The sequence below is a fragment of the Tenacibaculum dicentrarchi genome (genome assembly GCF_964036635.1).
In the GTDB taxonomy this organism is placed as follows: domain Bacteria; phylum Bacteroidota; class Bacteroidia; order Flavobacteriales; family Flavobacteriaceae; genus Polaribacter; species Polaribacter dicentrarchi.
On the sequence record NZ_OZ038524.1, the window covers coordinates 156,411 to 169,286 of the forward strand.

Here is a 12,876-nt window from a genome sequence, read left to right on the forward strand (position 1 = left end):
GGTTTTAATAGAGTTTTATAGATAAAAAAATCCGAAGTAATTTTACTTCGGATTTTTTTATGAGACTATTTTATATTTATTCTAGTAAAATTTATCTGTTTAGAATTCTATTAAGAAAGGTCTGATTGAAATATAATGTATATTTTTGTTTTTAAAAAATAATATGAAAAAAATAGGACTTTTCGGATTTCTTTTATGTAGTAGTTTAATTATGAAAGCACAATCGTATGTTGGCTTTCATTCTGATAATTATAACGGGGTGCATGGTGTAATTTTTAACCCTGCAAATATTGTAGATTCTCGTTTTAAAACCGATGTAAATATAGTGTCGGCAAGTGCGCTTTTAAGTAATGATTATTTTGGGCTTAATCTAAATAAAATAGATAGCAATACTTTTGATGAAAACACCTTTGATAACGATAGAAACACCTTAAAAACACCAACAAACAACAATAATTTGTTTGCAAATGTAGATGTTATGGGACCTTCGTTTATGTTTAATATCAACAAAAATAATTCGATTGCTGTTTTTACTAGAGCCCGATCGGTTGCAAATATATCTGAAATAAATGGAAATCTTTTTGATGAATTAAGTAATGATTTTGATGATGAAAAAGACTTTAATATTAATGAAGGAGACTTCAGTGGAAGCGCTCATGCTTGGGCAGAAGTTGGCGTTTCTTACGCAAGAGTAATCTTTAATAATCAAGAGCACTTTTTAAAAGGAGGTTTGTCGTTAAAATACCTTCAAGGGATAGGGTTTTACACAGCTCAAGGTAATGATGTTCAATTTGAGTATGATGTAGATGGAACTGCTTTACCAAATGGTCAAACTACAGGTTCTATTGATTCAGATGGAGCATTATCGTATTCAAGAAGTAGTAATTTAATAGACGATTCAAACGATTTTGAACTTATTGATGGTGCTACGAGTTTTGCTGCTGATTTTGGTTTTGTATATGAATGGCGTCCTGATCATAAAGACTATAAAGTAAGTAATAAAAATGGGAAATCATTTGACTTTAAAAATAAGAATAAATACAAATTAAAAGCGTCATTATCGGTAACTGATATCGGTGGAATTTCTTATAAAGGATCAGAAAAAAACAGCTATAATTTATTAGGGCTTAATATTAATGAAGACACTTTTAATAGTTATGACGATTTAGAGGCTGCTTTAGAGAACATTTATACTGAAACAACTACTACAGAAGATGTTCGTATTTCACTTCCAACGGCTTTACATATGGCGGTTGATTATAATATTAACAACCTATTTTATGTAAATTTAAACTACGATGCAGGTTTAAGAAAAGTAGCAGAAAACACCAATAATATTGCAAGTAGTATTACTTTAACACCACGATTTGAATCAAAATGGTTTAGCTTTTATTCACCTATCGGAATTAATAAACACAATAATTTTTCATGGGGAGCAGGGCTTCGTGCAGGACCTTTATTTGTAGGGTCAGGATCTGTTTTATCAAATTTAATTTCAAAAGAATCGAAGTCAGCAGATGTATATGTTGGTTTAAAAATTCCTATTTATCAAGGGAAATTAAAAGATAAAGACAAGGATGGTATTTTTGACAAGTTAGATATGTGTCCTAAGCAAGCAGGACCTCTTGAAAACGATGGTTGTCCTTGGAAAGATACCGACGGCGATACTGTTTTAGATAAAGATGATACCTGCCCAGAAGTAGCAGGAACGCCTGAAAATAAAGGTTGCCCTTGGAAAGATACCGATGGCGATACTATTTTAGATAAAGATGATACTTGCCCAGAATTAGCAGGAACAGCTGAAAATAATGGTTGCCCTGATACTGATAAAGATGGAATTTCTGATGATAAAGACGCCTGTAAAGACCTTGCAGGACCTCTAGAAAACAAAGGATGTCCATGGAGCGATACCGACAAAGATGGCGTTGCCGATAAGGATGATAAATGCCCAACTGTAGCAGGATTGTTAGAAAAGCAAGGATGCCCTGAGGTAGTAATTACCAAAGCAGCAAAAGCGAAATTAGATGAATTTGCAAGAGCTATTTATTTTAACTCAGGTAAAACAACTTTTAAGCCAGGCGTTACATCAAAACTAGATTTAATGGCTAAAATTATGCAAGAATATGCTACGGCAAAATTTAACATTGAAGGACATACAGATAGTGTAGGTTCAGCAGTAACTAATCAACGTTTTTCTGATAAAAGAGCCAAAGCAGTTTTAGATTACTTAGTAAAAACAGCAGGAATTAAAGCCGATAGATTAACCTCTGTAGGTTATGGTGAAAACAATCCGATTTCAACTAATAAAACAAGAGCAGGAAGAGCAGAAAACAGGCGTGTAGAAATAAAATTAGTAAAATAATTAGAACGCTTTACTTTATAAAAAAAAGCCTTGAAGAAATTCAAGGCTTTTTTAGTTTATAAGATTAAATTTAAAACTACTCTACTATTTTAATAGCGCTTGCTTTAAACCGATTATTTTCAATTTTCCCTGTAACTGATACCTTTCTGATAACGTTACATAAACCAATATTTTTATCGTGAGCATCACCAAAATCATCAATTTTAGCACCGTCAACAAAATAGGCTTTGTCGTCAACTTTTATGGCTAAATCACAGCCTTTTTGACTATCAATTCCAAACTGACATTGTCCGCAAGAAGCTTCTGTAATAAAGGCTTTTTCAGCAGAATTTGAACAAGAAGCTATTATTGCGAATAAAAATATAAAAAGTAATTTTTTCATGTTATTTTAAAATTTTCATCAAATTAATATCCTATTTTTTTACGAACTCTTTGTAAAACATCAGTAGCTACAACACGGGCTTTTTCGGCACCAATTGCTAAGGCTTTATCTATTTCATTTCTGTTTTCCATATAGTGAGCATATTTTGCACGAACTTCAGCAAACTCTTCAATAATTAACTCGTATAATGCTTGTTTTGCATGACCGTAACCATAATTTCCACCTTCATAATTAGCTCGCATTTCAGCAATTTGAGTATCCGAAGCTAATAATTTATAAATAGCAAAAACATTATCTGTATCAGGGTTTTTAGGTTCTTCAAGGGCTTTGCTATCTGTTTGAATTCCCATTATTTGCTTGCGTAATTTTTTATCTGCTAAGAAAATATTGATAAAATTATTTCTTGATTTACTCATTTTTTCACCATCAGTACCAGGCACTAATTTGGTGTTTTCGTTGGTTTTTCCTTGAGGTAAAATTAAGGTTTCGCCAACAGTATTATTTACTCTACTAGCTACATCACGAGCCATTTCTAAATGTTGTAATTGGTCTTTTCCTACGGGAACAATTTCGGCATCATATAATAAAATATCGGCAGCCATTAACATAGGATATGTAAATAAACCACTATTTACGTCTGATAAACGGTCAGATTTATCTTTAAAACCATGTGCCAATGTTAAACGTTGATACGGAAAATAACAACTCAAATACCAAGATAATTCTGTTACTTGAGGAATATCACTTTGTCGATAAAAAACAGTTTTATTAATGTCAATTCCGCAGGCAAGCCAAGTAGCCGCCACACTATAAGTGTTTTCTCTTAATTCGTTTCCGTCTTTAATTTGGGTTAACGAGTGCATATCAGCAATAAAAATATACGATTCATTTTTAGCATCATTTGCCATTTCAATGGCTGGTAAAATAGCACCTAATAAGTTTCCTAAGTGTGGAGTTCCTGTACTTTGTACTCCTGTTAAAATTCTTGACATATGGTTGTTTTGAAAAAATTATATAGTAATTTTTACGATTATTAATTACTATTTTTATACTAGCAAAAATAGGCTTAAAATTGTTCAAACAAAAGAAATTACTACATTCGCATTTATGAAATACATACTTTTTCCTTTTCGATTAATTTGGCGAGTTTGGTTTTACTTATTAATGATTGTTTCGGTGCTTGTAATAGCGCCTTTTGTATTGGTGCTTTTATCTGATGAAAAATATTATGGTTCTTTTTGGAAACTAATGCGAGCTTGGTCATTTTTTTTAATTTACGCTATGGGTTTTAGGCTTAAATTTGAAAGACAAGAAAAGCTTAATCTTGAAAAAAGTTACATATTTATAGCAAATCACACTTCGTTATTAGACCCGTGGATAATGATTGCATCTAGTAAAAATCCGATTTTATTTGTAGGAAAAAAAGAGTTGTCAAAAGTGCCTTTATTTGGTTTTTTTTATAAAAAAGCGGTAATTATGGTTGACAGAAGCGACCCTAATAGTAGAAAAAAAGTTTATGCCCGAATTAAAAAACGATTAGATAGCGGCTTGAGTATTGCCATTTATCCTGAAGGATTAGTGCCAACCGAAGAGGTGGTTTTAGCGCCTTTTATGAATGGTGCATTTAATTTAGCAATACAATATGAAATGCCAATTGTACCGCAGGTATATTTTGATGCAAAACGCTTGTTTTCTTGGGATATTTTTAAAGGACACCCAGGTGTTTTTAGAGTAAAACAACTTCCTTTTATACAGGTAAAAGGCTTAGTGATAAAAGATAGAAAAGTTTTAAATCAGCAAGCTTTTGATTTGTTAGAGAATGAATTATTAAATGATAAAAAGTATATGAAAGATACTAATTTAGCAAATAATGAGCGAAAAATTAAATCATAATTATAGCAATATCGAAGAAAAATTAAACGTTTTAACCCATGGTTTTGGCTTGTTATTGGCAATGATAGCCTTGCCTTTGTTAATTTTAAAATCAGTTTTTTACCAAGGATTTTGGCAAATTGCTAGTTTTAGTATTTTTGGTTTTAGTTTAATTATTTTATATGCTGCTTCTACTTTTTACCATGCCGCTAAAAACTCTAAAATCCGCCGAAGGCTTAATATTTTTGACCATGCGGCAATTTATGTATTAATTGCAGGAAGTTATACGCCTTTTTGTTTGGTCGTATTGCCCGAAAAAACAGGTTGGTATTTATTCGTTTTTGTATGGTTATTTGCTTTGATAGGCGTTATTTTAAAGTTGTTTTTTACAGGGAAATTCGATAAACTATCAACGGCTTTATATTTGATAATGGGCTGGCAGGTTATCTTTTTAATAAATCCATTAATGGAAAATTTACCCTATAATGGGTTATTTTATTTAATTGCAGGTGGTGTTTTTTATACGATTGGCGCTGTTTTATATTCGATTAAAAAAGTGCCGTATAATCATGCTATTTTTCATGTTTTTGTGCTTTTAGGAAGCTTTAGTCATTTTTGGGCAATTTATAAATATGTGTAATTTTACCACTTACAAAAGGGTAGTTTACTTAAATTAGAATTGTAATATTTTACAATTCCTGTAACTTCTTTTCCTAGCCAAGTTGGTTTTTCAAAGAGTTCATTTTCTTCGGATAATTCTATTTCAGCAACTACTAAACCTTTATTATCGCCTAGAAAATCATCAATTTCATACGTGTGGTTATTGGCTTTTACTAAATAGCGATATTTTTCAATAATTCCTTCTTCGCATAAATTAAATAAATCTTTTGCTTCTTGCAAAGGAATCTCTTTTTCCCATTCATAACGAGTTGTTCCGCTTTTATTTGATGTACCTTTGATGGTTAAAAAACCGCTATCATCTTTTATTCGAATTCGTACAACGCGTTCTTTTTGAGAGTTTAAAAAACCTTGTTTTATATAGCTTTTTTTGTAAGCAACTTGCTTATAAGCATCCGAAGTTACTAAGAATTTACGTTCTATTTCAAAGGTCATAATTTTTTTTGAGGATTGGTAATCGTTTGTAAATAAATCAAAGATAGTGTAGCGAAACAGATATTCCAATTCAAGTTAAACAGGTTTGTCACTTATAAATTTATTATCGCTGTAACGTGTTTTTTATCAAAAGTAAAATACTTGTGAATACTCCGTGTGTTGGTTTATAATGATTCACGTGTAATTAACATTTAATTAACATTTGTGTTTTCTTATTTTCAATTAGGGTTAACCCTAAAAACGTTAACATTTATTTAACTTTTTAATTGTGTGACTTAAAGGTGTTTGTGTTTTTGAGAGGTGTTTTTTAACATTTAATCTCATTAATCTCATTAATCTCATGAATTTATAATTAGGGTTAACCCTAATCCAATTAGGGTTAACCCTTAAAACGTTAACATTTTTTAAATAAAAAAAATTTAGTTTTACAACAGTATTAAAGAAGTAATTATTTTTTAATACTTGCTAGCTAGTAAAAAGAAGAAGGATGTTTATAAATTGCGCGCATTTTTCTTTTTAATTTTTTTGATGTAATACCCTTGTTTTTAAAATAACAGGAGTAAAAATTAATGAATAAACTTAAAATTTAAAAAATGAAAAAAGTAATTTTAGTAGTAGCAATGGTATTTGCTACAGGTAGTTTAGTAAATGCGAATACGAGTGAAGTAAGTGAAGCTATGTTTAATGATTGTGCTTCAGAGGCATGGAATTATGGAATTAAAAATGGAGGAGGAAATGAGAAAATTGAATATCTATTAATGGATGCATATTATGTTGGATGTGTAGGTTAAAGATAAATTTAATAAGGGAATATGCTAAATATTATTTAGCATATTCCTAAACATATATATTATGGATAAGATAAAATTAATAACAATAATAACGCTATTTTTTATAAATAATATCATAGCTCAGTCACAACAAGGAATAGTTACTTATAAAAAAAGTATTGAAAGAAAAATACCAACAGAAAAAGATAAAAAAGCTTCAAATTTTAATAAATTTGAAAGAGTAAATAAATCAATTGATAAACTACTTAAAAATATAGAATTTGAGCTTAAATTTAATGTAAAAGAAAGTTTTTTTGCGGTTATTCCTTCTTTGGCTTTGGAGGAAAGTCGATGGGGTAAATTAGCTTTGGCAGGTTCTGGAAATAATAAGTTTTACAATGCTAAAAATGAAAGATTATCAGAGGAAAATATTTTTGGAGAAGATTTTTTAATCAGTAATGAGCAGTTGAATTGGCAACTAAAAAATGAAACAAAAAAAATAGGAGATTATTTATGTTATAAAGCAATAGCAATAGAGAAAAAAATGTATAGAGGTAAAATGAAAGAGTATCCTGTCATGGCTTGGTATTGCCCTGAAATAAGTAGTTCTTTTGGCCCTATTGGTGTTGCTGGTTTACCTGGTTTAATTTTAGAAGTAAATAAAGGAAACATAAAGTATAGAGCTACTAAAATTAATTTAAATCCTAAAAAAAATATAAAGATTACAAAACTAACAAAAGGTAAAAAAATAACTCGTAAAAAATTGGGAGAAATGATAAGTGAAGCTATGGGTAATTTTAAGAAAAATAAAGGGTATTAAAAGGCTGGCTTATTGCAATTTGTTATTAAGACTATTTTAATGATTTATAAGATAAAATAATATATGTTAGAAAAAAAAATGCTGTTTATCTTATTGATTATCGCTAGTACTTTAAACGCTCAAACTATCGTTTTTAAAGGTGTTGTAAAAGATAGTTTACAAAATCCGTTGTCTTATACCAATATCATAGCAAAACCAAAAGATATTCGTAAAAACATCAGTTTTGCTATTACTGATCAGCAAGGGCGGTATCGTTTAGAGCTTAGCAAAAATAAAAAATATACCATTGATATCAGTTATTTAGGCTATCAAAAAAAAACCTTTGAAATAACACCAACAGAAAACACGCTTAAAAACTTTATTTTAAAAGAGGCTAAAAATCAGCTAGACGAAGTTGTTATTGAACTCCCAGTAATTACAAAACAAGACACAATTATTTATAATACCGATAAATTTGTAAATGGTAGCGAGCGTAAACTTCAAAATATACTTAAAAAATTACCAGGTGTTGAAGTCGATAAAAATGGCGGGGTTACTGTTCAAGGAAAAAAAGTAACCAAATTATTAGTTGATGGAAAAGCCTTTTTTAGTGGCGCAACAAAGTTAGGTGTTCAAAATATTCCTGCCGATGCAGTGGCTAAAGTTGAAGTTATCGATAATTATAATGAAGTGTCATTTTTAAAAGGATTAACCGATTCTGATAAAATGGCAATGAATATTCAGCTTAAAGAAGATAAAAAACGCTTTATTTTTGGAGATGTTGAAGCGGGGTCGGGTGTTGGTTATGAGTCTTCTTATAAAGCCAATGCCAATTTATTTTATTACTCGCCTAAAACCAATGTGAATTTTATAGGAAACTTAAACGATATCGGTGAAAAAACCTTCACTTTTAAAGATTATATGAGTTTTCAAGGAGGTGTAAATGCTGTTTTTAGCGGTAATTTTAATTGGAAAGGTGGCGATTTCTCGCAATTTATAGAAAACAAAGATATTTTAAAAAGTACACAACGTTTTGCGGCTTTAAACATCACAAAAACCGTTGCCGATAAATTTGATGTTTCAGGATATGCTCTTTTTTCTGATAATAATACTACGAGTTTTACAGAAGAACACAATCAATATACTACTTTTTTAGAAGATAAAAAAAATGAAAATACGTCAAATAATATTTTAGGAATCGGGAATTTAAGTATTGAATATACACCAAATTTTGAAGAACGATGGATGCTAAGAACACAGGTTAAAAAATCAGGTGTACATAATAACAATGCTATTTCTTCATCAATAAACAATGCTATAAATAACATAGAAACAACTAAAGAAAATGATATTTGGTATGTAAATCAAAATATAGAATGGCATAAAAACCAATCGCAAAATCATACTTTTTCATCCGTAGTAAATTATACTTTTGATAAAAATAATCCAACTACTTTTTGGAATGCTTCAAAAGCATTTTTAACGCGAATTAAACCCATTATTCAACCTTTAAATAGTAATCAGGATTTACTGAAAATTCAGCAATTAAACGAAACTGAAAAGCATTATTTACACAGTGTTTTTAAAGATTTTTGGGTGTTAAATAGAAATCACCATATTTATACGACTATTGGAAATACACATCAACAAGAAAAATTTAGCAACCATAATTTTCAAATATTAGATGATACTACAATTAACAATTTTTCAACAGGAGGTTTTAACAATAATACAGTTTTAAAGCATAACGATTTTTTTGCAGGAATCCATTATAAATTTAGAACAGGGATATTTACCTTTAAACAAGGTGCTTATTTACATAATTATAAGTGGAAAATAAGTCAAGAAAATATTTTTAAAAAAAATAAATGGATTTTATTACCCGATTTTTTAATGAAAATCGCCTTTAATAAATCGAGAAAAGTGGAATTAAGTTATAATTTAAAAACCAATTTTTCGGACGCCTCTAAACTCGCTAATCGATTTTATTTACAATCTTATAATTCGGTGTTTAAAGGAAATTCAACTTTAGAAAATGAATTATTTCATTCGGCACGTATACGATATAGCCGTTTTAGTATGTATCGAGGTTTAATGTTACATGCCAGTGCTAATTATACTAAAAAAATTAAAGGCTTTAATAATTCGGTTAATTTCGATGGAATAAACAGGTTTATATCGCCCGAAATTTTAGACAATCCGAATGAAAATTGGCGTGCTAGAGCATCGCTTAAAAAGCGTATTAAAAAAATAAGATATAAGCTTGTAGGAAGTTATAGTAGTTCAGTTTTTACACAGAAAATAAATACTATTTTGGCAGCTAACAAAAGCGATAATTATTCTTTTGATGTAGGTTTTGAAACTTTATTTGATAAATTTCCAACCTTAAAAATGGGCTTTAAAAAGAGTATCGGAAATTACACTTCTAATAATTTCAAGGCTAAATTTACGACCAACGAACCTTATATAAACATCGATTATGATTTTTTAAACGGTTTCATTTTCAATGCCGATTATACGCATTATAACTATCAAAATAAAGCACAAAAAGCTTATAATAATTATGAAGTTGCCAATGCAATGTTGTCGTATCAAAAACAAGATAGCCCTTGGTTATTTAAGCTGACTATTCAGAACTTATTTGACACCACATTTAAGCAAAGTAATCGATTTTCTGATTATTTAATTACTGATGCTAAAACCTATATGATGCCAAGAGTTGTATTATTTAGTATCGGTTATAAGTTGTAAAAAAATATAGGTTTATCCGCCACTAACAGGAGGAATAATGGCAATAACATCATTTTTTTTAATAAGGGTTTCTTGCTTGGCATAACTTTCGTTAATTGCCACGGCATATGCGCTAATTTTTACTAACTTCGGATATTCTTCTGTAAGTAATTCTTTAAAATGGCTTACGCTACAATTTTCAGGAAGTGTTATTTCTAAAGAAGTATTTCCTATCAAATCGGTAGCAATACCAAAAAGTAGTACGGTTATGTTCATATTCGTATTTTGATTTTTTTTTCGCTTATAACCTCTATAAGCAGATTAAAAGTCTAATTTACAAATTAATTCCGAAAAGTATTCTATTTTCAGATTTTTCATTGAAATTAGATTTGGCAAAATCTACACGTAAAAATCGCCATTTACCAAATCCGATATTACCTAAACCAATAGCAAATTCAGAATAAGGTTTGTTTTCTGCTGTAAATAATCCTTTTGCACTAGTAATTAAATGAATATTTAATTTATTAATTAATGGAATTTTACTTAATAAAGCACCTTTAAAATTGTATTCTCCATGTAGTTCTCCGTATTTATTATTAGTACTTAATTGATAATAAGGTAGCATATAAAAGTTATCTAAATAATTATCTTTTGGAGCAATTAATAAGCGATTTCCGTTAAAATGAGTATAATCTATAAACGGAATGTCTTTTTTCTTTAAAAACACGCCCCCTTTAGCTTTATATTTAAATTCCCCCCAATTACTTAAATTCATTTTTTGAGATAATTGAGAATAGAATATATCAGAATTTAATGTAGTATTTCCTGAACCAAAATTTTTAGTATATCCGACAAATAAAGTAGGATATTTATTAGTTCCTATATTATATTTTCCATCAGGATATGACATATATTTTTGTTCGAAATTAATATTTGCTCCTAACTTAAAAGACCACATATGATGTGGTGTAAATGAAGTGGTAAAATTTTTAGGTTCTTGCGGATTATTAGCTGTATAATTAACATCTTTATTAGAAAACATCACATAATCACTTGTATTAAATAAAGGTTTTCTATCTGCGTATTCTAAGGAAGAATAAAAACGAATACCATTATTTATTTCTTCTGAAAAAGCAATTTTAGTAAATGTTTTCTCATAAATTTTAAGGTAATTTTTTTTAAAATAAGTGCTACTAATTGTATTCCATAATTTTGAAATAGGTTTTTGGGCATTAAATTGAGAAGTAGTAATACCTACTGAAGCAGTTAAAATAGGTTTATTTGTATTATTCCATTTGTAAAAAAAGTTTGCTGTTGGTCGTACTTTTTTATCAGAAAAACCATAATTTATTTTTGTACCAATATTAAATTTTTCTCCTTTTTTATTGACTGTTTTAGAATATTTAATTCCAAGAGATGAATTCCATCCTTGTACCGTGTTAAAGTTTAAATCTTCAATAGGAGAAGAAATATCTATTCCCCATTTATCGTAAGTATTATAATAAGAATAACCTGAAACAATATTTATAAGATTAAATTTATTATGTTTTGTATCTGTAGAATCTAAATATTTTTTAGAATTTCGGACAGTTTTAATGCTATCTTTTAATTTATAATCTGCATTTTCTTCGGATGTTAAAGTAACAGGACGAATTTTATTCCAATATAAACTATCTTTTTCGGTGGCATTTTCAGCAAAAGATAAAACTTCATTACTAAATGATTTTTTAGTGAAATTAGGTGCGAAATTATAATTTGAATATGCTGCCGAAAAACGACCGTTAAAATTAAATCCAAAGATACCAGCTTTAAAATCGATTGTTTGTGTAACAGGAATCCAAACTTTATTTTTTAGTGAATAATTATAGCTTTGTTTGATGTGTAAAGTATCAATCATAGGTGTATTTGCTTGTGCACCTGTAACTATAACATCGGTTCCGTAAATAGCCCAATCATCTTCTGATATATAAATAAATCCGCTAAAAACACGGTCGTTTTTTCTTTTCGGAAGTAATTTTATTTTACTGATTAATTTTTCGTTTTTATCATAAAAGTTTCCATTTAATTGATAATTGTAATAACTAAAAGCTTCGTTAGCAATTGGCGAAATCATTTGAGCATCTGCTAAATTAAAGGAGTTTTTATAAAAGTTAAAATCAACTTCTTTAGCTTGATTAAAACTAATTCCGTTATTACTTCCCGAAACTTTAGAAGCAATAATATGTTATTTAAAATTTGTTGGTTTTTTCTGATATGAAATTTTAGAAATGGTTTCAGAAAGATACACAATTCCACTTCTTGTAGAATCTAAACCACCGCCCATATCATCAATTTTATTACCTAGAAATTTTTTGGGAAGATTTTTAACTTTAAATAATCCACGAGAATAAAAATCGGCGGTATATTGAGAAAATTTAGCTGTATTTTTCTTTTTAGAAGCAATTACATTTCGAATAATTTTATTTGCAGGATTTTCTTCGGATGAAATTAATACTTCATCTAAAGTAACTTCTTCTTCAGAAAGAACAATGTTTAGAATAGTAGGGAAATTTTTAACAATAATATTTTTCTTAATTGTTTTGTATCCTAAAAGTTGAAAAATAACGATGTATTCTCCTTTTTTATTTACTGATAATTCATAATTACCGTTATTATTTGTGGTAGTTCCTGTAATTGTATTTTCTAAATAAATACTAACAAAAGATAAATTTTTATTATTTGTATCGGTAACTTTTCCTTTAATTTGAGCAATAGTGATATTGGTAAATACTACAAATAATAGAAGAATTAATCTTTTCATTTTTTATTACAAACATAAAAAAACAGGTTTCAACTAACTGTTAAAACC

Annotated in this window: 10 protein-coding genes and 1 pseudogene; 6 read left to right on the forward strand and 5 right to left on the reverse strand. The window is 28.9% G+C overall.

All coding sequences use genetic code 11. From position 1 onward, the window contains the following. The first annotated feature begins 163 nt into the window (after nt 1–163). Nucleotides 164–2,362: a DUF5723 family protein gene (locus tag ABNT14_RS00675; RefSeq protein ID WP_101902111.1), complete on the forward strand. Its 2,199-nt coding sequence runs from the start codon at nt 164–166 to the stop codon at nt 2,360–2,362. Between the two features lie 76 nt (nt 2,363–2,438). Here ABNT14_RS00675 and ABNT14_RS00680 read toward each other — a convergent pair whose 3' ends face one another. After that, complete coding sequence (locus ABNT14_RS00680; RefSeq protein ID WP_101902110.1) at nt 2,439–2,744, reverse strand: DUF6370 family protein; 306 nt, start codon at nt 2,742–2,744, stop codon at nt 2,439–2,441. A 23-nt stretch (nt 2,745–2,767) separates the two neighbouring features. After that, nucleotides 2,768–3,736: a tryptophan--tRNA ligase gene (gene trpS, locus ABNT14_RS00685; protein ID WP_101902109.1), complete on the reverse strand. Its 969-nt coding sequence runs from the start codon at nt 3,734–3,736 to the stop codon at nt 2,768–2,770. Between the two features lie 115 nt (nt 3,737–3,851). Here trpS and ABNT14_RS00690 point away from each other — a divergent pair, with 115 nt between their 5' ends. Both ABNT14_RS00690 and trhA read left to right on the forward strand, forming a co-directional pair. Continuing rightward, entirely contained in the window at nt 3,852–4,637 is a 786-nt protein-coding gene (locus ABNT14_RS00690) for a lysophospholipid acyltransferase family protein (RefSeq protein WP_101902108.1), read from the forward strand. Continuing rightward, nucleotides 4,615–5,256, forward strand: a complete 642-nt coding sequence (gene trhA, locus ABNT14_RS00695; RefSeq protein WP_101902107.1) for a PAQR family membrane homeostasis protein TrhA — start codon at nt 4,615–4,617, stop codon at nt 5,254–5,256. The genes ABNT14_RS00690 and trhA overlap by 23 nt, the downstream gene beginning before the upstream one ends. A gap of 2 nt (nt 5,257–5,258) precedes the next feature. Here the strand turns inward: trhA and ABNT14_RS00700 are convergent, their stop codons facing one another. Beyond that, nucleotides 5,259–5,729, reverse strand: a complete 471-nt coding sequence (locus ABNT14_RS00700; protein ID WP_101902106.1) for a CYTH domain-containing protein — start codon at nt 5,727–5,729, stop codon at nt 5,259–5,261. A gap of 593 nt (nt 5,730–6,322) precedes the next feature. On the opposite strand from ABNT14_RS00700, the gene ABNT14_RS00705 reads away from it, so the two are divergent. The 3 genes from ABNT14_RS00705 to ABNT14_RS00715 all read left to right on the forward strand — a co-directional run bounded on the left by ABNT14_RS00705 (nt 6,323) and on the right by ABNT14_RS00715 (nt 10,049). Then, complete coding sequence (locus tag ABNT14_RS00705) at nt 6,323–6,520, forward strand: hypothetical protein (RefSeq protein ID WP_101902105.1); 198 nt, start codon at nt 6,323–6,325, stop codon at nt 6,518–6,520. Between the two features lie 61 nt (nt 6,521–6,581). After that, nucleotides 6,582–7,319: a GLPGLI family protein gene (locus tag ABNT14_RS00710; RefSeq protein WP_101902104.1), complete on the forward strand. Its 738-nt coding sequence runs from the start codon at nt 6,582–6,584 to the stop codon at nt 7,317–7,319. A 63-nt stretch (nt 7,320–7,382) separates the two neighbouring features. Beyond that, on the forward strand, nt 7,383–10,049 hold the full coding sequence (locus tag ABNT14_RS00715; RefSeq protein WP_101902103.1) for a carboxypeptidase-like regulatory domain-containing protein: 2,667 nt from the start codon (nt 7,383–7,385) through the stop codon (nt 10,047–10,049). A 12-nt stretch (nt 10,050–10,061) separates the two neighbouring features. Here ABNT14_RS00715 and ABNT14_RS00720 read toward each other — a convergent pair whose 3' ends face one another. Together ABNT14_RS00720 and ABNT14_RS00725 are read right to left on the reverse strand one after the other, a co-directional pair. Continuing rightward, nucleotides 10,062–10,304 carry a MoaD/ThiS family protein gene (locus ABNT14_RS00720; RefSeq protein WP_101902102.1) on the reverse strand — a complete coding sequence of 81 codons (243 nt, stop codon included), beginning with the start codon at nt 10,302–10,304 and terminating at the stop codon, nt 10,062–10,064. Between the two features lie 58 nt (nt 10,305–10,362). Next, nucleotides 10,363–12,828: pseudogene (locus ABNT14_RS00725) on the reverse strand (DUF5686 family protein). Nucleotides 12,829–12,876: the final 48 nt, after the last annotated feature.

Excerpts from the sequence above, each read along its gene's own strand:
- ABNT14_RS00675 (WP_101902111.1), top strand. The coding sequence starts at position 164 with ATGAAAAAAATAGGACTTTTCGGATTTCTTTTATGTAGTAGTTTAATT.
- ABNT14_RS00715 (WP_101902103.1), top strand. The coding sequence starts at position 7,383 with ATGTTAGAAAAAAAAATGCTGTTTATCTTATTGATTATCGCTAGTACT.
- ABNT14_RS00690 (WP_101902108.1), top strand. The coding sequence starts at position 3,852 with ATGAAATACATACTTTTTCCTTTTCGATTAATTTGGCGAGTTTGGTTT.
- ABNT14_RS00710 (WP_101902104.1), top strand. The coding sequence starts at position 6,582 with ATGGATAAGATAAAATTAATAACAATAATAACGCTATTTTTTATAAAT.
- ABNT14_RS00720 (WP_101902102.1), bottom strand. The coding sequence starts at position 10,304 with ATGAACATAACCGTACTACTTTTTGGTATTGCTACCGATTTGATAGGA.
- ABNT14_RS00700 (WP_101902106.1), bottom strand. The coding sequence starts at position 5,729 with ATGACCTTTGAAATAGAACGTAAATTCTTAGTAACTTCGGATGCTTAT.
- trpS (WP_101902109.1), bottom strand. The coding sequence starts at position 3,736 with ATGTCAAGAATTTTAACAGGAGTACAAAGTACAGGAACTCCACACTTA.
- ABNT14_RS00680 (WP_101902110.1), bottom strand. The coding sequence starts at position 2,744 with ATGAAAAAATTACTTTTTATATTTTTATTCGCAATAATAGCTTCTTGT.
- trhA (WP_101902107.1), top strand. The coding sequence starts at position 4,615 with ATGAGCGAAAAATTAAATCATAATTATAGCAATATCGAAGAAAAATTA.
- ABNT14_RS00705 (WP_101902105.1), top strand. The coding sequence starts at position 6,323 with ATGAAAAAAGTAATTTTAGTAGTAGCAATGGTATTTGCTACAGGTAGT.